At 71.6% G+C, this 19,759-nt stretch carries 20 protein-coding genes and 1 riboswitch; of the genes, 11 read left to right on the top strand and 9 right to left on the bottom strand.

Annotated elements, in window-relative coordinates:
• Nucleotides 1-6: 6 nt before the first annotated feature.
• A complete protein-coding gene (gcvH, locus tag QU602_RS05725) occupies nucleotides 7-378 on the bottom strand; it encodes a glycine cleavage system protein GcvH (RefSeq protein WP_308799273.1) in 372 nt (123 codons plus the stop codon).
• Between the two features lie 87 nt (nucleotides 379-465).
• Complete coding sequence (gene gcvT / locus QU602_RS05720) at nucleotides 466-1,629, bottom strand: glycine cleavage system aminomethyltransferase GcvT (protein WP_308799272.1); 1,164 nt, start codon at nucleotides 1,627-1,629, stop codon at nucleotides 466-468.
• A 141-nt stretch (nucleotides 1,630-1,770) separates the two neighbouring features.
• Nucleotides 1,771-1,876: riboswitch (glycine riboswitch) on the bottom strand.
• Nucleotides 1,877-2,064: 188 nt separating this feature from the next.
• Between gcvT and QU602_RS05715 the strand changes: the two genes are divergently transcribed.
• The 8 genes from QU602_RS05715 to QU602_RS05680 all read left to right on the top strand — a co-directional run bounded on the left by QU602_RS05715 (nucleotide 2,065) and on the right by QU602_RS05680 (nucleotide 10,744).
• A complete protein-coding gene (locus tag QU602_RS05715; RefSeq protein ID WP_308799271.1) occupies nucleotides 2,065-2,775 on the top strand; it encodes an NUDIX hydrolase in 711 nt (236 codons plus the stop codon).
• Nucleotides 2,772-4,169, top strand: a complete 1,398-nt coding sequence (gene nadA, locus QU602_RS05710; protein WP_308799269.1) for a quinolinate synthase NadA — start codon at nucleotides 2,772-2,774, stop codon at nucleotides 4,167-4,169. The genes QU602_RS05715 and nadA overlap by 4 nt, the downstream gene beginning before the upstream one ends.
• 1 nt (nucleotide 4,170) lies before the next feature.
• Nucleotides 4,171-5,871 (top strand): L-aspartate oxidase, encoded by a 1,701-nt coding sequence (gene nadB / locus QU602_RS05705; protein WP_308799268.1) that lies wholly within the window; start codon nucleotides 4,171-4,173, stop codon nucleotides 5,869-5,871.
• The gene (gene nadC, locus QU602_RS05700) at nucleotides 5,871-6,749 is read left to right on the top strand and encodes a carboxylating nicotinate-nucleotide diphosphorylase (RefSeq protein ID WP_308799267.1); all 879 of its coding nucleotides are present in this window, start codon (nucleotides 5,871-5,873) and stop codon (nucleotides 6,747-6,749) included. Before nadB ends, nadC begins: the two co-directional genes overlap by 1 nt.
• Entirely contained in the window at nucleotides 6,746-7,891 is a 1,146-nt protein-coding gene (locus QU602_RS05695; protein ID WP_308799265.1) for a cysteine desulfurase family protein, read from the top strand. Before nadC ends, QU602_RS05695 begins: the two co-directional genes overlap by 4 nt.
• Nucleotides 7,888-8,037: a hypothetical protein gene (locus tag QU602_RS05690; protein WP_308799264.1), complete on the top strand. Its 150-nt coding sequence runs from the start codon at nucleotides 7,888-7,890 to the stop codon at nucleotides 8,035-8,037. Before QU602_RS05695 ends, QU602_RS05690 begins: the two co-directional genes overlap by 4 nt.
• 142 nt (nucleotides 8,038-8,179) lie before the next feature.
• On the top strand, nucleotides 8,180-9,730 hold the full coding sequence (locus QU602_RS05685; protein ID WP_308799263.1) for a DHA2 family efflux MFS transporter permease subunit: 1,551 nt from the start codon (nucleotides 8,180-8,182) through the stop codon (nucleotides 9,728-9,730).
• A gap of 363 nt (nucleotides 9,731-10,093) precedes the next feature.
• On the top strand, nucleotides 10,094-10,744 hold the full coding sequence (locus tag QU602_RS05680) for a phosphoribosyltransferase (RefSeq protein WP_308799262.1): 651 nt from the start codon (nucleotides 10,094-10,096) through the stop codon (nucleotides 10,742-10,744).
• An 18-nt stretch (nucleotides 10,745-10,762) separates the two neighbouring features.
• On the opposite strand, the gene QU602_RS05675 is transcribed toward QU602_RS05680, so the two are convergent.
• The gene (locus QU602_RS05675; protein ID WP_308799261.1) at nucleotides 10,763-11,557 is read right to left on the bottom strand and encodes a putative protein N(5)-glutamine methyltransferase; all 795 of its coding nucleotides are present in this window, start codon (nucleotides 11,555-11,557) and stop codon (nucleotides 10,763-10,765) included.
• Between the two features lie 405 nt (nucleotides 11,558-11,962).
• Here QU602_RS05675 and QU602_RS05670 point away from each other — a divergent pair, with 405 nt between their 5' ends.
• Nucleotides 11,963-12,448, top strand: coding sequence for a hypothetical protein (locus tag QU602_RS05670; RefSeq protein WP_308799260.1), 486 nt, complete (start codon nucleotides 11,963-11,965; stop codon nucleotides 12,446-12,448).
• 66 nt (nucleotides 12,449-12,514) lie between these two features.
• Here QU602_RS05670 and QU602_RS05665 read toward each other — a convergent pair whose 3' ends face one another.
• From QU602_RS05665 to QU602_RS05655, 3 genes are all read right to left on the bottom strand, one after another.
• Nucleotides 12,515-13,375 (bottom strand): Fpg/Nei family DNA glycosylase, encoded by an 861-nt coding sequence (locus QU602_RS05665; protein WP_308799259.1) that lies wholly within the window; start codon nucleotides 13,373-13,375, stop codon nucleotides 12,515-12,517.
• A 70-nt stretch (nucleotides 13,376-13,445) separates the two neighbouring features.
• Nucleotides 13,446-15,149, bottom strand: coding sequence for a cell wall-binding repeat-containing protein (locus QU602_RS05660; protein ID WP_308799257.1), 1,704 nt, complete (start codon nucleotides 15,147-15,149; stop codon nucleotides 13,446-13,448).
• Nucleotides 15,150-15,422: 273 nt separating this feature from the next.
• Nucleotides 15,423-15,773, bottom strand: a complete 351-nt coding sequence (locus QU602_RS05655) for a hypothetical protein (protein WP_308799255.1) — start codon at nucleotides 15,771-15,773, stop codon at nucleotides 15,423-15,425.
• A 228-nt stretch (nucleotides 15,774-16,001) separates the two neighbouring features.
• Between QU602_RS05655 and QU602_RS05650 the strand changes: the two genes are divergently transcribed.
• Nucleotides 16,002-16,346 carry a LysR family transcriptional regulator gene (locus QU602_RS05650; protein WP_308799254.1) on the top strand — a complete coding sequence of 115 codons (345 nt, stop codon included), beginning with the start codon at nucleotides 16,002-16,004 and terminating at the stop codon, nucleotides 16,344-16,346.
• On the opposite strand, the gene QU602_RS05645 is transcribed toward QU602_RS05650, so the two are convergent.
• Entirely contained in the window at nucleotides 16,334-16,822 is a 489-nt protein-coding gene (locus QU602_RS05645; RefSeq protein ID WP_308799252.1) for a Txe/YoeB family addiction module toxin, read from the bottom strand. The two genes, QU602_RS05650 and QU602_RS05645, sit on opposite strands and share 13 nt — an antisense overlap.
• 314 nt (nucleotides 16,823-17,136) lie before the next feature.
• On the opposite strand from QU602_RS05645, the gene QU602_RS05640 reads away from it, so the two are divergent.
• The gene (locus QU602_RS05640; protein ID WP_308799251.1) at nucleotides 17,137-17,655 is read left to right on the top strand and encodes a hypothetical protein; all 519 of its coding nucleotides are present in this window, start codon (nucleotides 17,137-17,139) and stop codon (nucleotides 17,653-17,655) included.
• 44 nt (nucleotides 17,656-17,699) lie between these two features.
• On the opposite strand, the gene ychF is transcribed toward QU602_RS05640, so the two are convergent.
• Nucleotides 17,700-18,773 (bottom strand): redox-regulated ATPase YchF, encoded by a 1,074-nt coding sequence (gene ychF, locus QU602_RS05635; RefSeq protein WP_308799250.1) that lies wholly within the window; start codon nucleotides 18,771-18,773, stop codon nucleotides 17,700-17,702.
• Nucleotides 18,774-18,825: 52 nt separating this feature from the next.
• A complete protein-coding gene (locus QU602_RS05630) occupies nucleotides 18,826-19,605 on the bottom strand; it encodes a class I SAM-dependent methyltransferase (protein ID WP_308799249.1) in 780 nt (259 codons plus the stop codon).
• Nucleotides 19,606-19,759 lie beyond the last annotated feature (154 nt).

The raw sequence follows: 19,759 nt of genomic DNA, 5'->3' as shown, positions 1-19,759 counted from the left end.
GCGGCCTTACTCGCCGACCAGAGCGCGGTACTCGGCGTGGCTGAGCATGGCGGGCAGCTCGGCCGCCTTGACCTTGATCAGCCAGCCCTCGCCGAACGGGTCGCTGTTCACCAGCTCGGGCGTGTCGATCACGGCCTGGTTCGCCTCGACGACCTCGCCGTCGACGGGTGCGAACAGCTCGCCCACGGACTTCGTCGACTCGATCTCGCCGATGACCGTGCCGGCACTGACGGCGGTGCCGGCCGCGGGCAGGTCGACGTAGACGACGTCGCCGAGCTTCTCGGCCGCGTAGTCGGTGATGCCGATCACGGCGGTGTCGCCGTCGACCAGCACCCACTCGTGCTCTTCGGTGTACTGCAGGGTGGTCACATCGGTCATGGTGGTGCTCCTCGGTAGGTCAGGGATTCGGATCGGCCGCGGGCGTGCGCCGTCGGCCAGGGTCGATGGATCAGCCAAGCGATGGGATCAATCAGGGCGGCGGTAGAAGGGCAGATCGACGACGGTGGCCGGCACGCGCGTGCCACGCACGTCGACGAAGAGCCGGGAGCCGGCCACGGCCAGCTCCGGCGCGACGTACGCCATGGCGACGGGGTGTCCGAGCGACGGCGAGAGCGCCCCCGACGTGACGGCGCCGACGCGCGTGGCATCCGCCCCTTCGCCGTCGTAGACCTCGTAGCCGGAGCGCGGGGCGCGACGCCCCTCCGCGGTCAGGCCGACGAGGACCGGCGCCTCGGCGCCCGGCCCGCGCTCGACCGCCGCGCGGCCGACGAAGTCGCCGTCCTTCGACAGCGCGACGACGCGGCCGAGCCCGGCCTGGACGGGGAGGGTGTCGGTCGTGAGCTCCTGACCGTAGAGCGGCATGCCCGCCTCGAGCCGGAGCGTGTCGCGACTCGCGAGCCCGCACGGGACGACGCGGGAGCCGCCGGTCTCGCGCAGCGCCTGCCAGAGGCCCGGGGCGCGATCGGGCGCCAGGTACAGCTCGAAGCCGTCCTCGCCCGTGTAGCCGGTCCGGGCGACGAGCAGCGGCTGGTCCTCGTAGGTCGCGGCGAAGGCCCGGTAGTACTTGAGGTCGGCGATGCGCGCGTCGAAGTCCTCGTCGTCGTTGCCGGGGCCCTCGACGCCGAAGCCCGGCGTCTCCTGGAGCACCTCGAGGGCGTCCGGGCCCTGCAGCGCGATGAGCGCGACGTCGTCGCTCTCGTCGAATACCTCGACGTCGAAGGACGCGGCGCGCTCGCGGAGCGCGGCGGCGACCACCTCGCGGTTGGACGCGTTCGCGACGACCATGAACCGGTCAGGACCCGTGCGATAGACGACGAGGTCGTCGACGATGCCGCCGTCGGCGTTCAGCAGCAGCGAGTACTTCGCCTGCCCCTCGGCGATCGCGGACAGCTTGCCAGCGAGCGCGGCGTCGAGCGCGGCACCCGCCTCGGGACCGAACACCACGATCTCGCCCATGTGCGAGAGGTCGAACAGCCCGGCCCGCTCGCGCACCGCATGATGCTCGGCGAGGTCCGACGAGTATCGGACGGGCATCTGCCAGCCGGCGAAGTCGGTGAAGGAGGCGCCGGAGGCGCGGTGCACCTCGTCGAGCGGGCTGAGCCGTGCGGTGGTTGGGCCGGATGCAGTCACGAGTTCTCCTGAGTCGTGTGAGACGAACGGCTGACGCCGTGTGAGAACTCCCCCTCTGTCATGGGCCTGAGAGCTTCGCGCCTGAGCGCTTTCACCGTGGGCGGGACGAGGCGAAGTGCTCGATCCACTTTTCAGAGCGGCCTCGTCATCGCGGTAGCTGTGACCTGAGAGATTGGCGGGGAGGCTTGCTCCTTCGGTGCCGGCGTGCCCTGGTCTCCAGGGCGTCCGGCTCTCCCGCGATGCGTCGATGGCCCGATGTGCGATTGTGCTGCCGATCCTAGCCGACCACCCGCGTCGCGCGCCTCCCTCGCGGGCGCCACATGCGTACAGCCGGGCGATTTCACTTCGCGTCAGATTGACTGTAAGCTGAGTCCAGCGAGTTCGTGTCACGATGACTTGAACTCAGACCGAACCTCCGGTGAAGGGCGCAGAACGATGGCTGCAGGAGTCCCCCGCGACGCGGGCGCCGCCGCGCGCCTGGCGGTCTCCACGGTGATCTTCGCGCTGAGCCCCGACGACGAGCGATCGCGGCCGAACCTCCGGCTGCCGCTCGTGCGCCGGCTCCGCGAGCCCGACCTCGACCGGTGGGCACTGCCAGGCGGCTGGCTCCCCCACGACGAGGGACTCGACCAGGCCGCCGGCCGCACCCTGCGCGAGACCACGGGGCTGACGCCGAAGTACCTCGAGCAGCTCTACACGTTCGGCGCCGTCGACCGCTCCCCCGGCGAGCGCGTGGTCTCGGTCGTGTACTGGGCGCTCGTGCAGTCCGCCGACGTGGAGCGTGCCGTCGCCGACGAGAACGTGCACTGGTTCGATGAAGACGAGCTGCCCGAGCTCGCCTTCGACCACCGGCAGATCATCGACTACGCACTGTGGCGGCTCCGCACGAAGCTCGAGTACTCCCGGATCGCGCACGCGCTCCTCGGCGAGACGTTCACGATCGCCGAGCTGCGCGCCGTCCACGAGGTCGTGCTCAGGAAACGCCTCGACCCCGCGAACTTCCGGCGCACCGTCGAGGCATCCGGCACGCTCGTCGACACCGGCGAGCGCCGCGCCGGCACGCGGCATCGCCCGCCCGCGCTGTACCGGTTCGCTCCCGAACCCCAGATGACCGCCGTGCTCCCGACGAGAGGACCCGCATCATGACCATCGCGCCGCCCCCGGCCAGGGACCCGAGGCTCGTCGCCTCCGTCGACCGGACCATCCGCCTCATCTCGACCGGGGCGTCGAAGGGCGACACGTGCGCGCCCGAGCTCGCCGACGGCCCCTGGGAGTTCGACAGCGGGCCGTCCGGCTACGGGCCCGGCGCGTCCCAGGGCGATGTCATCCCGACCGGCGCACCACGTCAGGGCGCACTGCCCGAGGAGTACCGGCGGGCCGGCAACGACGAGCTGCACGCCCGCATCCGCGCCGCCAAGGCCACGCTCGGCGACCGGGCCGTCGTGCTCGGGCACTTCTACCAGCGCGACGAGGTCGTCCAGCACGCCGACTTCGTCGGCGACTCGTTCCAGCTCGCGAACGCCGCGCTCACCCGGCCCGACGCCGAGGCCATCGTGTTCTGCGGCGTGCACTTCATGGCCGAGACCGCCGACCTGCTCTCGCGCCCCGAGCAGGCCGTGATCCTGCCGAACCTCGCCGCCGGCTGCTCGATGGCCGACATGGCCGACGAGTCGAGCGTCGAGGAATGCTGGGAGCAGCTCACCGAGGTCTACGGCGACCTCGACACCCCCGGCGCCGACGGCCGGCTGCCGATCATCCCGGTCACCTACATGAACTCGTCGGCGGCATTGAAGGGCTTCGTCGGCCGCCACGGCGGCATCGTCTGCACATCGTCCAACGCCCGCACCGTGCTCGAGTGGGCGTTCGAACGCGGCGAGCGGGTGCTGTTCTTCCCCGACCAGCACCTCGGCCGGAACACCGCCAAGGCCATGGGCGTGCCGCTCGAGCAGATGCCGATGTGGAACCCCCGGCGACCGCTCGGCGGCAACACCACCGAGGCGCTGGCCGACGCCCGGGTCGTCCTCTGGCACGGGTTCTGCTCGGTGCACCGCCGCTTCACGGTCGACCAGATCGCGCAAGCGCGCGCCGAGCACCCGGGCGTGCGCGTGATCGTGCACCCCGAGTGCCCGGCTCCGGTCGTCGATGCGGCGGATGCCTCGGGGTCGACCGATTTCATCGTGAAGGCGATCGCCGCGGCCCCGCCTGGCACGACGTTCGCGATCGGCACCGAGATCAATCTCGTGCAGCGGCTCGCGGCGGAGCATCCCGAACACACGATCTTCTGCCTCGACCCGGTGGTCTGCCCGTGCTCGACGATGTACCGCATCCACCCCGGCTACCTCGCCTGGGTGCTCGAGGAGCTCGTCGCCGGGCGCACCGTCAATCGCATCACCGTGCCCGCAGACGTCGCCGACCCGGCCCGGCTCGCACTCGAGCGCATGCTGGCGGCGAAGCCGCCGGTCGTGAACACCGCGGCGGCGAAGCCGCCAGTCGTGAACACCGCGGCCGCCGAGCCTCCGGCAGCCGTTCCGGGAGCCTGAGATGTCCCGGGTGCTGGTGATCGGCGGCGGCATCGCCGGGCTGTGGACGGCGGTGAAGGCGGCCGACGCCGGGCACGAGGTCGAGGTCGTCACCAAGACCGCGCTCGGCGAGGGCAGCACCCGCCACGCGCAAGGTGGCATCGCCGCGGCACTCTTCCCCGACGACTCGGCCGACCGGCACGCCGCGGACACACTCGAGGCGGGCGCCGGCCTCGCCGATCCCGAAGCCGTGCGGGTGCTGTGCGCCGAGGGGCCGGCCCGCGTGCGGGACCTCATTCGATTCGGCGTCGCGTTCGACGGCGGTGAGTCCGGGCTCGCGCGCGGCCTCGAGGCAGCGCATTCCCGAGCGCGCATCCTGCATGCGGGCGGCGATGCCACGGGTGCCGCGATCGAGCACGCACTCGTGGCGACCGTGCGGCGCCGCGCCGTGCGCATCACGGAAGACGCCATGCTCGTCGACCTCATCGTCGAGCGCGACGACGCCGACGAGCCGGCCCACGACATCGACCCCGAAGGTCGGCAGGAGCACGGAGTTTCGGGGGTCCGGGTGGTCGGGGCCATCGTGCTCGAGGCGTCAGGCGAGCGGGTGGAGCGGCGCGCGGACACGGTCGTGCTCGCGACCGGCGGCAGCGGATGCCTCTACCGGCATACGACGAACCCGGCCGTGGCGACGGGCGACGGCGTCGCGGCTGCGTGGCGCGCGGGAGCGGTCGTCGCCGATCTCGAGTTCACGCAGTTCCATCCCACGGCGCTCGCGGCGCCGGGCACGCCGCTCATCTCCGAGGCCGTGCGCGGCGAAGGGGCCGTCCTGCGCGATGCGCGCGGCGAGCGATTCATGCTCGAGATCGATCCGCGCGGCGATCTCGCACCCCGCGACGTGGTGGCGCGTGCCGTCTGGCGGCGCATGCGCGAGCAGGGCGGCGCGCCCGTGCTCTTGGACGCCACCGCGCTGGATGCCACGCCCCCGGATGCCACGGCCTTGGACGCCACGGCCTTGGACGCCACCGCGCGGGACGCGCGCGGCTCGGGCACGGGGCGACTCGCGCGGCGATTCCCGGGCATCGACCGGGTGCTGCGCGACGCGGGGTTCGACTGGTCGCGTGAGCCCGTGCCCGTCACCCCCGCGGCGCACTACGCCATGGGCGGCATAGCGACCGACCTCGACGCGCGCACGAGCCTTCCCGGCCTGCTGGCCGTCGGCGAGTGCGCGCGCACGGGCGTGCACGGCGCGAACCGGCTCGCGTCGAACTCGTTGCTCGAGGCTGCGGTGTTCGCCGATCGGGCGGCGCGTTCGCTCGACGGCGCTCGGTCGGCGTCGCGAGTCGTCGGGACGACGCCCCGCCACGCCGCGCCCGGAACCCCGTCGCCCGGCGTGTCGTTCGATAGTGCCGACGACTCGCGACCCGACGGACTCCCGCCGTTCAGCCGCGCCGCGCTGCAGGAGCTTATGTGGAGCCGGGTCGGCGTCGAGCGCGACGAGACCGGACTGGCCGAGGCATCCGCGCTGCTCGACGCCTGGCACGCGGCCGAGCCGGTCGACCGCGCGAGCGCGGAAGACCGCAACCTGCTCGACCTCGCACGCCTCACGGTCGCGGCCGCGCGCGCCCGGCGCGTGAGCGTCGGCGCGCACTCTCGCGCGGACGCCCCGCACGCGGTCGAATCGCCCACGTCGAACGTGAACCCCGAACTGGAGGCCGCCTGATGACCGACCGCCGCGAGATCGACCGGATCGTCGGAGCCGCGCTCGACGAGGACGCGCCGTGGGGCGACCTCACGGGCGAGACCCTCATTCCGGCCGAGGCGACCGCCACCGCCGACCTGGTCGCACGGGAACCCGGCGTGCTCTCGGGCGTGGACGTGTTCGCCGCCGCGTTCCGGCTCGTGGACGACCGCATCGAGGTGCGACCGGCCGCCGCCGACGGCGATCGGTTCGAGGCGGGCGCGGCGCTCGCGCGCGTGGCGGGTCCGGCGCGAGGCATCCTGCGCGCCGAGCGCGTCGCGCTGAACCTCGTACAGCGTATGTCGGGCATCGCGACGCTGACCGCACGATACGTCGCCGCGGTCGACGGCACGAGGGCGCGGGTCGTGGACACCCGAAAGACCACGCCGGGCCTGCGCAGCCTCGAGCGCCAGGCGGTGCGCGACGGAGGCGGCCGCAATCACCGCCGATCGCTGTCGGATGCGGTCATGGCGAAGGACAACCACCTCGCCGTGCTGACCGCCGGCGGCACCGACCTGGCCACCGCGCTCCGCGACGCCCGCGACCGGTTGCCGCACACCGTGCACCTCGAGGTCGAGGTCGACCGGCTCGATCAGCTCGACGCGGTGCTCGCCGGCGGTGCCGACACGATCATGCTCGACAACTTCACGCTCGATGAACTCCGCGACGGCGTCGCCCGCATCGGCGGCCGTGCCGTCGTCGAGGCATCGGGAGGAGTCTCCCTCGAGACGGTGGCCGCGATCGCAGCGACCGGCGTCGACGTGATCTCGGTCGGCGCGCTCACCCACTCGGTGCGCTCGCTCGATCTCGGGCTCGACGTCGTGATCGAGGGCGGGGGCGCGGGCGGAGGCACACCGTGATCTTCCTCGATCACGCCGCGACCTCGCCCGTGCGCCGCGAGGCGCTCGAGGCGATGTGGCCCTACCTCACCGGCGCGTTCGGCAACCCGTCGAGCCGGCACCGGCTGGGCGACGAGGCCGCCCGCGCCCTGGCCTGGGCCCGGGAGACCGTCGCGACGGTGACCGGGGCGAGACCCGGGGACGTCGTGTTCACCAGCGGCGGCACCGAGGCCGACAACCTCGCAATCAAGGGCATCGCGCTCGCGACGCCTCGCGGCCGGCACATCGTGATCTCGCCCGTGGAGCACGAGGCGGTGCTCGAGACGGCGTCGTACCTCGAGCGGCTGCACGGGTTCGAGATCTCGTTCGCGGCGGTGGGCGACACCGGGCTCGTGACAGCCGACGAGCTGGCCCGGGTGCTGCGGGACGACACGACACTGGTGTCGGTGCAGCTCGCGAACAACGAGGTCGGCACGGTGCAGCCGATCGCCGAGCTCGCGGAGCTCGCGCACGAGGTCGGCGCACGCATGCACACCGATGCCGTGCAGGCCGCAGGCTGGCTGCCGCTCGGGCTCGACGAGCTCGGCGTCGACGCGCTCTCGCTCGCCGGCCACAAGGTCGGGGCACCGAAGGGCACCGGGGCGCTCGTCGCGCGCGGTCGCGTGCCGCTCGAGCCGGTGCTGCACGGCGGCGGGCAGGAGCGCGGGCGGCGCTCGGGCACCGAGAACGTCGCGGGTGCCGTCGCGTTCGCGACGGCACTGCAACTCGCCGAGGCCGAACGAGCCGAGGCGTCGGAGCGGGTCGGCGCGCTCGGGCGTGAGCTCGTGGCCCACGTGCTCCGCGAGGTGCCGGGCGCCCGGCTCACCGGCGATCCGCAGTCTCGTCTGCCCGGGACCGCGTCGTTCGTCTTCCCCGGGGCGGCCGGTGAGCCGGTGCTGCTCGAGCTCGAACGTGACGGCGTGCTGAGCTCGAGCGGATCCGCGTGCGCGGTGGGACGTGACGAGCCGTCGCACGTGCTCACCGCGATGGGTGTGCCGGCCGACCTCGCGCAGACCGCCGTGCGGTTCACGCTAGGCCGTGAGACGACCGACGACGAGATCCGCATGGCCGCGGACGCAGTGGTCCGGGCCGTGTCGGCCGTCCGCGGTATCGTGGCGGTATGACCGACCAGACGCCGAACCACACGTCCGACGCCGACGACGCGGCCGCCGAGCGCCGCGAGGAAGACGAGCTCGCCCCTGAGGAAGAGCTGCTGAAGGGCTGGCTTCCCGAGGCGACGCCGACCGACGGTCCGGCCCCCGCACCGTAAACCGCTCCGCGTTCGATCACGACGTCACGAAACATACGTTCCTATCGATCGCCGGATTCGGGAATAGCCCGTCGTCCCGACGAGGTTTGAACCACATGCCGTGACTTCCCGGCGCCCTCGCGCCGCCATCGATAGGACCCCCGTGACCGAACGCGCCGTTTCCGATCTCGACGCGCCGGGCGGCGCTGAGCCGCTCGAAGCGTCTCCGACGCGCAGCGAGGCCGCTGGGCGCGACGACTCGACGACGCGCCCCAACACCCGCGTCATCTGGCTGCTGCTCGCCTCGACCTTCGTGGTCTTCCTGAACGAGACCATCATGGGCGTCGCCGTGCCCCACCTGGTCGACGACCTCGGCATCACGGTCACGGCCGCGCAGTGGCTCACCACGGCGTTCCTGCTCACGATGGCGGTCGTGATCCCGATCACGGGGTTCCTGCTGCAACGGTTCCCGACCAGGCCGATCTTCATCACCGCGATGACCCTGTTCTCGGCGGGAACCCTGCTGGCGGCGCTGGCGCCGGGGTTCGAAGTGCTGCTCGCCGCACGCGTCGTGCAGGCCAGTGGCACGGCGATCATGATGCCGCTGCTCATGACGACGCTGATGACCGTCGTGCCCGCGGCAGAGCGCGGGCGCTTCATGGGCCGGGTGTCGATCGTCATGTCGGTGGCCCCCGCCATCGGCCCCACGATCTCGGGCCTCATCCTGAGTCTCGCCTCGTGGCGGTTCATGTTCTGGCTCGTGCTGCCGATCGCCGTCACGATGCTCATCATCGGCATCCGCAAGGTCGAGACCGTGAACGAGCCGCGGCGCCTGCCGATCGACCTGTTCTCCGTCGTGCTCTCGGCGTTCGGCTTCGGCGGGCTCGTGTACGGGCTCAGCCAGCTCGGCGGCGAAGGCGGCGGACACGGGTCCGCGGCGGCCGACGCCGCGGCCACGCCGACGGCCGTCATCTGGATCGCGTTCGGGGTCGGCGTCGCCGGTATCGCCGCGTTCATCTGGCGGCAGATCGCACTGCAGCGCCACGACCGTGCCCTGCTCGATCTGCGGACGTTCCGGTCGCGCAACTTCAGCATCTCCGTCGCGCTCATGATCGTGCTCATGGCGTCGCTGTTCGGCACCATCATCGTGCTGCCGTACTACCTCCAGCGCGTGCTGCTGCTCGACCCGCTGGAGACCGGGCTGCTGCTGCTCCCGGGTGGGCTGCTCATGGGGCTGCTCGGTCCCGTCGTCGGCCGGCTGTACGACCGGTTCGGACCGACTCCGCTGCTCGTGCCCGCGAGCATCGTGCTGAGCGGCGCCCTGTGGTCGTTCACGATGCTGGGCGAGACGACGCCGGTGTGGCTCGTGCTGCTGATGCATCTCGCGATGTCGGCGGCGCTCGCATTCATGTTCACGCCGCTGTTCACGTCGGCCCTCGGGTCGGTGCAGCCGCGCTTCTACTCGCACGGCTCGGCGATCATCGGCACCGTGCAGCAGGTCGCCGGCGCGACCGGCACCGCCCTGTTCATCGCGGTCATGGCCGGCAGCCAGACCGCGGCCGCCGCGGCCGGAGCGGCTGAGATCGCCGCGCAGGCGCAGGGCATCCGCGCGGCGTTCCTCGTCGGCGCGATCGTCTCGCTCGGCGCGATCGTCGGCGCGCTCTTCATCCGGAGGCCGGCCGACCTGCCCGAGGGTGCGCCCACCCCACACTGAGCCGCTGATCGGGGCACTCGCGCCACGCCGCGGCCCCGTGTCGCACAGACGGTCGCCACCGCGCGGCCGCTCGCGCCATTCGTGTCACACCGCGGGCCCGTGTCGCGTTGGGGCGCGCACCCTCGCGGGCAAAGAAGTGGCGGGCGGTGCCCCCAGCACCGCCCGCCCGAGCCGGCCCCTCTCCGGCTTGTCGTTCCTCGGCGACGTCCCGCACCCCCGTACCGTCAGTGGCCGATTCACGATTGGAATTCCCGTTCCGACAGTCACGGTAGCGGCTCGACTGCGCCGAAAGTTAGGGCTTGACGAGCAGCGTTCCACCGAGGTAGCGAGGCCGTACGACGACCTGGAGTGAGGTGACCGATAGTGCCGATCGAACGCTTCGCCGACCGGCGCGATGCGGGTCGGCGGCTGGGGCTCGAGCTCCGCTCGCGCCTGCTCGACCGCCCGATCGTGCTCGGGCTTCCCCGCGGTGGCGTCCCGGTCGCCGACGAGGTCGCGCGTGCCCTCGACGCACCGCTCGACGTGCTCGTCGTCCGCAAGATCGGGGTGCCCTGGCAGCGCGAGGTGGCGATGGGCGCGGTCGGCGAGCGCGGAGCCGTCGTCTGGAACGACGACGTCCGCAGCCGAACGCGGATCGACGAGCGCGAGGCCCGCGCGCTCGAGCGCCGCGAGCGCGCGGAGGTCGAGGCCCGGGTCGCCCGGTTCCGTGGCGGAGCTGCGCCCATCGACCTCGCGGGTCGCACGGCCGTCGTGGTCGACGACGGCGTGGCGACCGGCGCCACGGCACGCGTGGCCTGCGCGATGGCCCGCGAGCTCGGTGCAGTCCGGGTGGTCCTCGCAACGCCCGTCGCCGCGCCCGACGTGATCGCCTCCTTCCACGAGGCCGATGAGGTCGTCGCGCTCCGGGCGCCGCGAAGCTTCATGGCGGTCGGGATGCACTACGTCGACTTCGCGCAGACCACGGACGACGAGGTGATGGCCATCCTGCGCGCAGCCAGGTCCGGCGACGAGTGATGCGCGTCAGCGCGGGCATCAGGCCGGCGCCACCCCGATCACGACCGTCGCGCCGAGCTCGTCGTCGGAGACGATGCGCGTGCTGAGGCCGATCGCGCGCACGAGCTGCTCGGTGCACTCGGCCTGGGCCGTGCTCGACTCGATGAGCAGGTGACCACCGGGGGCGAGCCAGTCCCGCGCCGCGCCGGCTACGCGCCGGTGGAGCTCGAGCCCGTCGGCGCCGCCGTCGAGGGCATGCCGGGGCTCGTACTCCCGCGCTTCGCGCGGCATCCCCCCGATCTCGGCGCTGGGCACGTAGGGCGCGTTGACCGCGAGCACGTCGACCCTGCCTTCGAGGGCACGTGGGAGCGCGTCGTACAGGTCGCCCACGTAGGCCTCGCCGTCGTACGCGGCGAGATTCTGCGCGGCGAGCTCGACCGCCGCGGGGTCCAGATCCGCCGCCACGAGCCGATGCGGTGCTCCCGTGGCCCCGATGACGGCGGCGATCGCGCCGACACCGCAGCAGAGGTCCACGACGACCGGTGCCGACTTCGACGAGGCGAGCCGACCCGCTTCCATCGCGAGCACCGAGGTGCGCTGCCGGGGGACGAACACGCCGGGCCCCACCCGGAGCCGAAGACCCGCGAAGTCGACCCAGCCGAGCAACGGCTCGAGGGGTTCGCCGGCCGCACGCCGTTCGACGAGGTCGACCAGCGTCTGCGCGTCATCAGCGGCCTCGTCGAGCAACCGGGCTTCCTCGTCGGCGAAGACGCACCCCGAGGCGCGGAGTCGTGCTGCGATCTCCGGTCGCTCCAGGCGCCTCGTCGGGTGCACCTCGTCATGCTACTGCGGTGTGTTCCAGGGGTCGCCTCCTGCGACCCGATCCTCCGGGCTGCTCCGGGGGTCGCATCCTGCGACCTGCGATGTGCAACCTTGCGCTCTGCGCCATGCACCTGCGCCCTGGGCCCTACGCCCTGTGCCATGCACCTGCGTCCTGCGCCCTGTGACCTGTGACCTGCGCGACGTGTGACCTGCGCCATGCACCTGCGACCTGCGCCCTGCTCATGCGGATAGCTCCTCCATCCTCCGCCTCCGCCTGCACCTGCCCCTGCACCTGCGACCACCTGACGCATCGGCCTCGGCCGCGAGCACGAATCGGCACCGATCCGCAAGCCGTTGCCCGAGGCATCCGAATCGCGGTCCACTGGAGTCACCCGAATTTCGAGGAGGCGGATCATCGTGGATACCGGCACACTCATCTGGATCATCGTCGCGGTCGTCGTCGTCATCGCCGTCGTGATCATCGTGGCGATGATGTCGCGGAAGGCACGCGAGACGCGGGCCAATCAGCAGCGGAGCAAAGCGCAGGAGATCCGGGCGGAGGCGCAGCGCACGCAAGACCGCGCGGAAGCCGAGAGCGTCGCCGCCGCCCAGGCCTCGGCCGACGCCGCGAAGGCCGACGCGGACGCGCGAGCGGCCAAGCTCGAAGCGGATCGGCTGGCGCGCGAGAGCGAGGCCAAGCAGTCGCAGGCGGCCGGGCTGCAGCAGGAGACGCAGGACCGGCTGCGCCGGGCCGACGAGGTCGATCCTGACGTCACGGACGACGCGCGGGCGGCCGACACCCGGCGGGACGTCGACGACCGCAGCGGATCCGACGTCCGCCGCGATGTCGACGAGCACCGGGGACCCAACGACGCGAACGGCTCGCGCGGCCGTCACGCGTGACGTGTGCGCCCGGCGTGCTGGCGCCGGTCACGGCACCGGCCCGGACTCAGCCCGCTGGCCGCGCACTCACTTGACCAGTCGCGACCGCAGCCGGTCGGCGAGCGGCTTACCGCCCGTCTGGCAGGTCGGGCAGTACTGGAACGTCGAGTCGGCGAAGATCACCTGCCTGACGGTGTCGCCGCACACGGGGCAGGTCTCGCCGGTGCGGCCGTGCACGTGCATGCCGCGACGCTTGGCGTCTTTGAGGTCGGCGGGCGGCTTGCCGGATGCCACGGCGACCGCCTCGGCGAGGGTGTCACGCATCGCGGCGTAGAGCGTCTCGACCTGCTCGGGGGTGAGGTTCGCGGCGAGTGCGTACGGGGACATGCGCGCGGCGTGCAGGATCTCATCCGAGTACGCGTTGCCGATGCCCGCGAAGATCGATTGATCGCGGAGCACCCCCTTGATCTGCGTGCGGCGCCCCCGGAGTTCGCCCGCGAAGTCGTCGAGGGTGAAGCCGGGCGCGGTGGGGTCGGGCCCCAGCCTCGCGATGCCCGGAACCTGCGCGACGTCGCGTACCACGTAGACGGCGAGGGACTTCTTGGTGCCGGCCTCGGTGAGGTCGAAGCCGGCGCCGTCGTCGAGCCGGAGCCGCATCGCGAGCGGCGATTTGCCCGGCTTGACCGGCGTCGTCGGCAGCTCGTCGTACCAGCGCAACCAGCCGGCCCTGGCGAGGTGGAAGACGAGGTGCACGCCCCCGGCGTCGAGGTCGACGAACTTGCCATGACGCTCGGCCGTCTCTACCGTCGCGCCTTCGAGGGCGGACAGCGGCGGATCGAACGTCTTCAGCGCGGAGATGGACGCCAGCCGAACCGATGCGATGGCATGACCGACGACCCGTTCACGCAGGAACCGCGTGAGCGCCTCGACCTCGGGAAGCTCCGGCATGCACCTATCTTGCACCCGGCCACCGACATCGCGCCTCGGCGGTACGCCCGCCCGATCCGGCCGCTCCCGCTCAGAACCCGATGCCGCGCGCCGCCATGAACGGCAGGGGGTCGACCTGCGTGCCGTTGACGTACACCTCGAAGTGCAGATGGCACCCGGTCGCCGCGCCGGTCGCGCCCGAGAGGCCGATCACCTGCCCGGCTCGCACGTAATCTCCGACGTTCACGAGGATGCCGCCGTTCTGCAGGTGCGCGTAGCCCGTGTCGACGCCGCCGGCGTGCGAGACCCGGATGAAGTTGCCGAACGTGCCGACCGGGGCGGCGGTGATCACACCACCACTGGACGCGGCCCGGATGGGCCGGCCGCAGCCCGTGCCGAGATCGAGTCCGCGATGGAACGACGAGGTGCAGCCGCCGGGCGTGCAGATGGGCGTTCGCGGTCCGAACACGTCGGTGATCCGGCCGTCCGCGGGCTTGGACCAGTAGATGCAGAGACTGCCGTTGGCGGCGTCGTGCCCGACCGAGGGCGTGCTGCCGAGGACGACGCGCGCGTCGGCGGCGAGCGACAGCAGCGAGTTCGAGACGGGCTCGGGCATGCACTCCTGCCGGACCAGGTACAGCGGCGCTCCGAGGCGCCCGGCGAGCGCCGCGCCCGCGAGCGCATCGGCGAATCCGACGCCCGTCGCGATGAACACCTGCTCGATGCTCGAGCGCCCGCCGTAGACGGCGTCGTTGAGCGCGACCGCGGTCTCGAAGCGGTCGACGCCGGCGTCACGGTGCACCCTGAAGCCCGACGCCGCGAGCTGCTGCTCGATCCCGGCGCTCACGGAGGGGGTGCTGCCGGCGATCCGCACGGTCTTGACGCCGAGTGAGTGCAGTCCGGCGAGGGTCTCGGCACGCACCGACGCCGCGTTCCCGTCGACGAGGTACACGGGTGCGCGCTGGGCGCCCGCCACGGCTGAGGCCGCGAGCGCGTCGGGGAAGCCCCAGCCGGTGGCGATGTACGCCAGGTCGGCGGTCTGGAACGCGTCGGCGTTCAGCAGCTCGGCGGTCTCGAACCGGTTCGCACCGCCGAGGCGGATGGTCGGCGCGATCTCCGAGAGGGCGGTGAACACGGCGGGGCCGACACTCGCCTCGTCGCCGGCGAGGATGATCTCGGTGGGCTTCAACCGCACGAGCTCGGCGCGGACCAGCTCGGGCAACGCCGTGGGCCCCGTGAGCAGGAGCGGCCCGCCGATGCTGGCCGCCGCCGCCGCTGCGGAGAGCGCATCCGGGAAGTTCGCGCCGGTCGCGACGTAGGCGACCGGGACGCTCGCGCCGAACCGCTTCGAGATCTCCACCGAGGTGGCGTACCGGTCGGCGCCCGCGAGCCGGTGCGCGCCGCCCGGGAACGGGGTCACCACGGTCTGCGCCTGCAGCTCGACCTGGGGCCCGGCCTGGGTCTGCGCCCGCGGCTGGACCGCATCGGGCCCGGCAGGCGGCCTGGTGGCTTCGACCGGTTCGGTCGGTTCGACGGGCGCGGATGACTCGTCAGGAGCGGATGTCTCGACCGGCGCGGATGACTCGCCAGGAGCGGATGACTCGCCAGGAGCGGGCGACTCGGTCGGTGCCGGCGAGGGTGACGCCGGAGCATCCGTGGCTTCGCCGCCGCCCAGCGCGGCGCGAGCCGCGCGTTCGGGTCCCGCCTCTGCGACGGCCGCGTGCGCGGCGGGTCCCCCGGCGAGCACGATCGCGAGCGCGACCACTCCAGCGATCAGCGGTGTCCCCCGACGCATCCCGTCCCCCATCCAGCGCGAGAACGGCCGACCGGCCGCGCCCTCGACGCGGGCACTCGCACCTCGAAGTGTAGGGCCGTCTCCGTGCCGGGTGCGAGTCGCGGCGGGTCATCCCGGCCAGGCGCCGTTCCGCGGCCGCCTCCGGTGGACCAGGCGACCGCCGGCCGCGACGCTCGTCGGGACGCTTCCTCGGCCGCGTCGCGGCCGAGCAGGCCGGGGATACGAGCGGTGTGTCCGGCGCTCGTCCTGTCCGGAGCATCCGTCGCGTCGTGATCACGCCCCGTGCGCTCGTGCGATCCATTCGGAGGTCGACGGGACGGGCTGGGCGTTCGCGAGGTGCGACGGCATCCGGCTCCGCGGTCGACGTCGTTCTCTCGCGAGCGGTCGAAGCGCACCTTCGAAGTAGGTGATCAGCGCGAATGCGCGGGCTTTGTCGGCCCAGAGGCTGCTGTGCAGCGGAAGATCCGCAGTGGGCGAGAAGTAGCTCCCCGCCAGGGCCCACAACGCCGGCAGCTCGTCGTCGGCGAGCGCTTCTGCACGGCCCACCAGGGCGTCCTCGCCGTACGTCCACAGGTCGGCAGCGCCCTGGGCGGCCGAGAACACGATCCTGAACCTCGACGACATGACGCCCTCCCTCGCTCACCGCTCGTCGCAACGGTAACCGACCAGAACCGCTCGCACGTTCGCGGGCGGGCCGTCGGCGTGCGTCGATTCACGTCGTACATCCGACCGGTGACCCGCACGGGTCATCCGCCCCATGGATTCACCAGCTCGATCCCCGTGCCGTCGAAGTCCTGGCTCACGTAGCCTGAAGACCGGCCGCAATGCGCGCGAACCGACGAAAGGCGCCCCGTGAACATCACCCTGCTTCGACGTTTCGTCGCGGTCGCCGAGGAATTGCACTTCCCGCGGGCGGCAGAGGCCCTCGGCATCCCGCTCGCCTCCCTCTACTCGTCGATCGAGAAACTCGAGACCGAGATCGGGCAACCGCTCGTCACGCGGCACGGCGAAACCCGGCTGACCAAGGTCGGAACACTCTTCCTCGAGGAGGCCAGGCGGGAGATCGCCGCGGCGCCCCCTCCCGCCGAGAAACCCGCCGCGAAGGCCGGCGGCAAGGCGAAGGCCTCGAAGGGCAAGGGCCGCGCCCCGATCGTGAAAGGCCAGCCGAAGCCGTACAAGAAGCGTCAGGGGCGCTGACGCGGACACGAGCGGTAGCGCGCCTGCAGCACCACGAGGTGGGCGTCGTTCACCACATAGACCAGACGGTTCGCCTCATCGATGCGCCGGGACCAGGCCTCAGCGGGCGCATGCCGCAGCGGTTCCGGCTTCCCGACGCCTTCGAACGGGTCGTCGCGGAGGACGAGGACGAGATCACACGTTGAAGCGGAACTCCACGACGTTACGTTGTGAACGGGCATCACAAACTCACCCGACGTCAGTTCTCGCGCTGAGCCAACGTCCACGATCCGCGGATTATGCAGTCGTGAATCATGATCATGGATTCGATGTTCGCTAATGCCTTCGCCGATGGCCTGCTCAATGCGACGCACCTTCTCAGTCAAGGCCCGACGCGCGAGTGGAATCTGCGAATCACCACTGTTCGATTCGCGTTCCGCCAGGTCATCGATCGCGTCGTCAACAGCTTCGAAGTTGCCAAACCTCTGCGCGAGCACCAGCCCAATCTCGCATATGCCCGGTCAGATCCGGTCCCGCGCACGGTCAGACGCCCCCGCGCTACGATCCGACTGTGCGCAATCAGATGGACTCCCTCGGCCGGGACAACGAGCCACGGGGCCACACCGATCTCGTCGGTAGTCGGACGAGCATCCGTCCGAGCTCGCTCCCGGACTGACCGGGACCTTTCGCCGTGCCTCCGATTCGACACAACACAACCGGCGCCGAGACCGATACCTCGCCGACGTCGTTCCCGCCGAAGCGAACGAAGATCGCACGAGTCCTCCTCGTGGTCGGGCGCACATTCCTCGCGATGTTCCTCCTCGTCACCGCGGTGTGCTGGTTCACGAACGATGTCTGGACTGGATCCCCTCAGGTGGCAGGCCTGCCATCACACTGGATCGTCAACGTGACCATCGTGTTCCTCGTTGCCCTTGGAGTCGCCTGGCCATTCCTCCTCTTGCCGGTGAGCTCGCTGGCACTGGTGGATTCGGACGGGCGCATGCTCGCGGGCAAAACCGCTCTCGGCCGACGTCGCGTTGAGATCGCATCCATTCGGGCGGTTCGAGTCACCCTGCCGGGGCGCGGGTACTCGACGTTCGTGCTCGCGCTTCGCGACCGACGATTCCGCGTCCTCCTCGTTCTGGGCACGGGGAGGTGGCACGAGCGACCGTTCGAGCAGGTCGCGGGCCAGATCATCGAAGATCGGGGCGGTTCCTACTCCGCGGTAGGACGATACCTGGCGGGCGTCGTCCTGGTGCTGGTCTCGAGCGGGATCGGACTTCTGTGGATCGGTGCCCTGGGAGCCGCGCTCGGCCTCTGGCATACCTGAACGATCACGCCACCCGCTGGACTTCGCGCTCGCCCGCTCCCGACTCACACGTTGAAGCGGAACTCCACCACGTCGCCGTCCTGCATGACGTAGTCCTTGCCCTCCATGCGGGCTTTGCCCTTGGCGCGCGCTTCGGCCACGGATCCCGTCGCCACGAGGTCCTCGAACGAGATGACCTCGGCCTTGATGAACCCGCGCTCGAAGTCGGTGTGGATCACGCCGGCCGCCTGGGGCGCCTTGGCGCCCTTCGGGATGGTCCAGGCGCGCGACTCCTTCGGGCCCGCGGTGAGGTAGGTCTGCAGGCCGAGGGTGTCGAAGCCGACGCGCGCGAGCTGGTCGAGACCCGACTCCTCCTGGCCGGTCGACGCCAGCAGCTCGGCCGCGTCGGCGGCGTCGAGGTCGATGAGCTCCGACTCGATCTTCGCGTCGAGGAACACGGCCTCGGCAGGGGCGACGAGCGCGGCGAGCTCCGCCTTGCGGGAGGCATCCGTCAGCACCGCCTCATCGACGTTGAAGACGTAGATGAAGGGCTTCGCGGTGAGCAGACCGAGCTCCTTGATCGGCTCGAGGTCGACGGATGCCGCGGACAACGGTGTGCCGGCCTGCAACGCCTCGAGCGCCTCCTTGGCGGCCGCGAGCACCGACGGGTCGAGCTTCCGGCCCTTGACCTCCTTCTCGTACCGCGCGATGGCGCGCTCGAGCGTCTCGAGGTCGGCGAGGATGAGCTCGGTGTTGATGGTCTCCATGTCGGACTTCGGGTCGACCGCGCCGTCGACGTGCACGACGTCGGAGTCCTCGAACCCTCGCACGACCTGCGCGATCGCGTCGGCCTCGCGGATGTTCGCGAGGAACTTGTTGCCGAGGCCCTCGCCTTCGGACGCCCCGCGCACGATGCCCGCGATGTCGACGAACGACACCGCCGCCGGCAGGATGCGCTCGGACCCGAAGATGCCGGCGAGCGTCTCGAGCCGCGGGTCGGGCAGGTTCACCACGCCGATGTTCGGCTCGATCGTCGCGAACGGGTAGTTGGCCGCGAGCACCTGGTTCTTGGTGAGCGCGTTGAACAGGGTCGACTTGCCGACGTTCGGGAGACCGACGATTCCGATGGTGAGTGCCACGGGCGTCCATCGTACCGGGGTGCACCTGGCAGTCCGCGCCCGATCGGGCGAATCAGCCCTCGAGCCGGCTGCGGAAGCAGTGCGTCACATACGGGACGGCGAGCTCGGCGGCGCCCGCGAGGTCGGGGTGCGTGAGCAGCAGCGTCTCGACGGCGGCGATGGTCTCACGCTGGTCGTCCGGCGATGCCGTCAGATAGTGCGAGCGCGACCGCACGAGATCGAGGAAGGTCGCGCGCGTCATCCGCTGCACCCACTCGACCCGATGCTCCTCGACGCGACCGAACGGCGGCCCGACGCGCACCGTCGACGCATAGGTGGTGCTCGCGTCGTAGCGCTCGTGCATCAGTTCGCCCGCTTCGCGCACCCATCCTTCACGGCTGTCGCGGCTGTTCCAGACGAGGCCGAGGGTGCCGCCCGGGCGGAGCACTCGGGCGATCTCGGGGAGCGCACGCTCGGATTGGAACCAGTGCCACGCCTGGCCGGCCACCACGGCGTCGACCGAGTCGTCATCGAGCGGGATCTCCTCGGCGACGCCCAGGATGCGCGGCACTCCCGGCACGCGGACCTCGAGCTCCTCGAGCATCTCCTCGACCGGGTCGACCGCGATGACGTCGCGGTCGAGCGCGACCAGCGCCTCGGTGAGCTTTCCGGTGCCGGCGCCGAGGTCGAGCACCGTCACGGCATCGCCGACGAGCCAGGCGACGGCCTCGACCGGGTAGCCCGGCCGCGAGGCCTGATAGACGGATGCCGCGCCGCCGAACGAGCGCGCCGTCTGCTGGGTCCGCGGGTCGGACGGGTCGGGCACGACGGGCGCGTCGGGTGCGTCGGTCACGGATCGCCTGCCTTTCGAACGGATGCCTCGCACAGGAGGCACACGCCTCGCGATGCAGACGGATGCTTCGCGTCGAGGATGATTCGCTGACGCCATTCCACGCCCGCGGCGAGGCATCCGTCAACCGTCGGCGGCACGTGCGACGATGCTCGGC

This window comes from Agromyces protaetiae (genome assembly GCF_030866785.1).
Classification (GTDB): domain Bacteria; phylum Actinomycetota; class Actinomycetes; order Actinomycetales; family Microbacteriaceae; genus Agromyces; species Agromyces silvae.
Note: the sequence above shows the minus strand (reverse complement) of the source record. Positions and strands in the feature narration are given on the sequence as shown.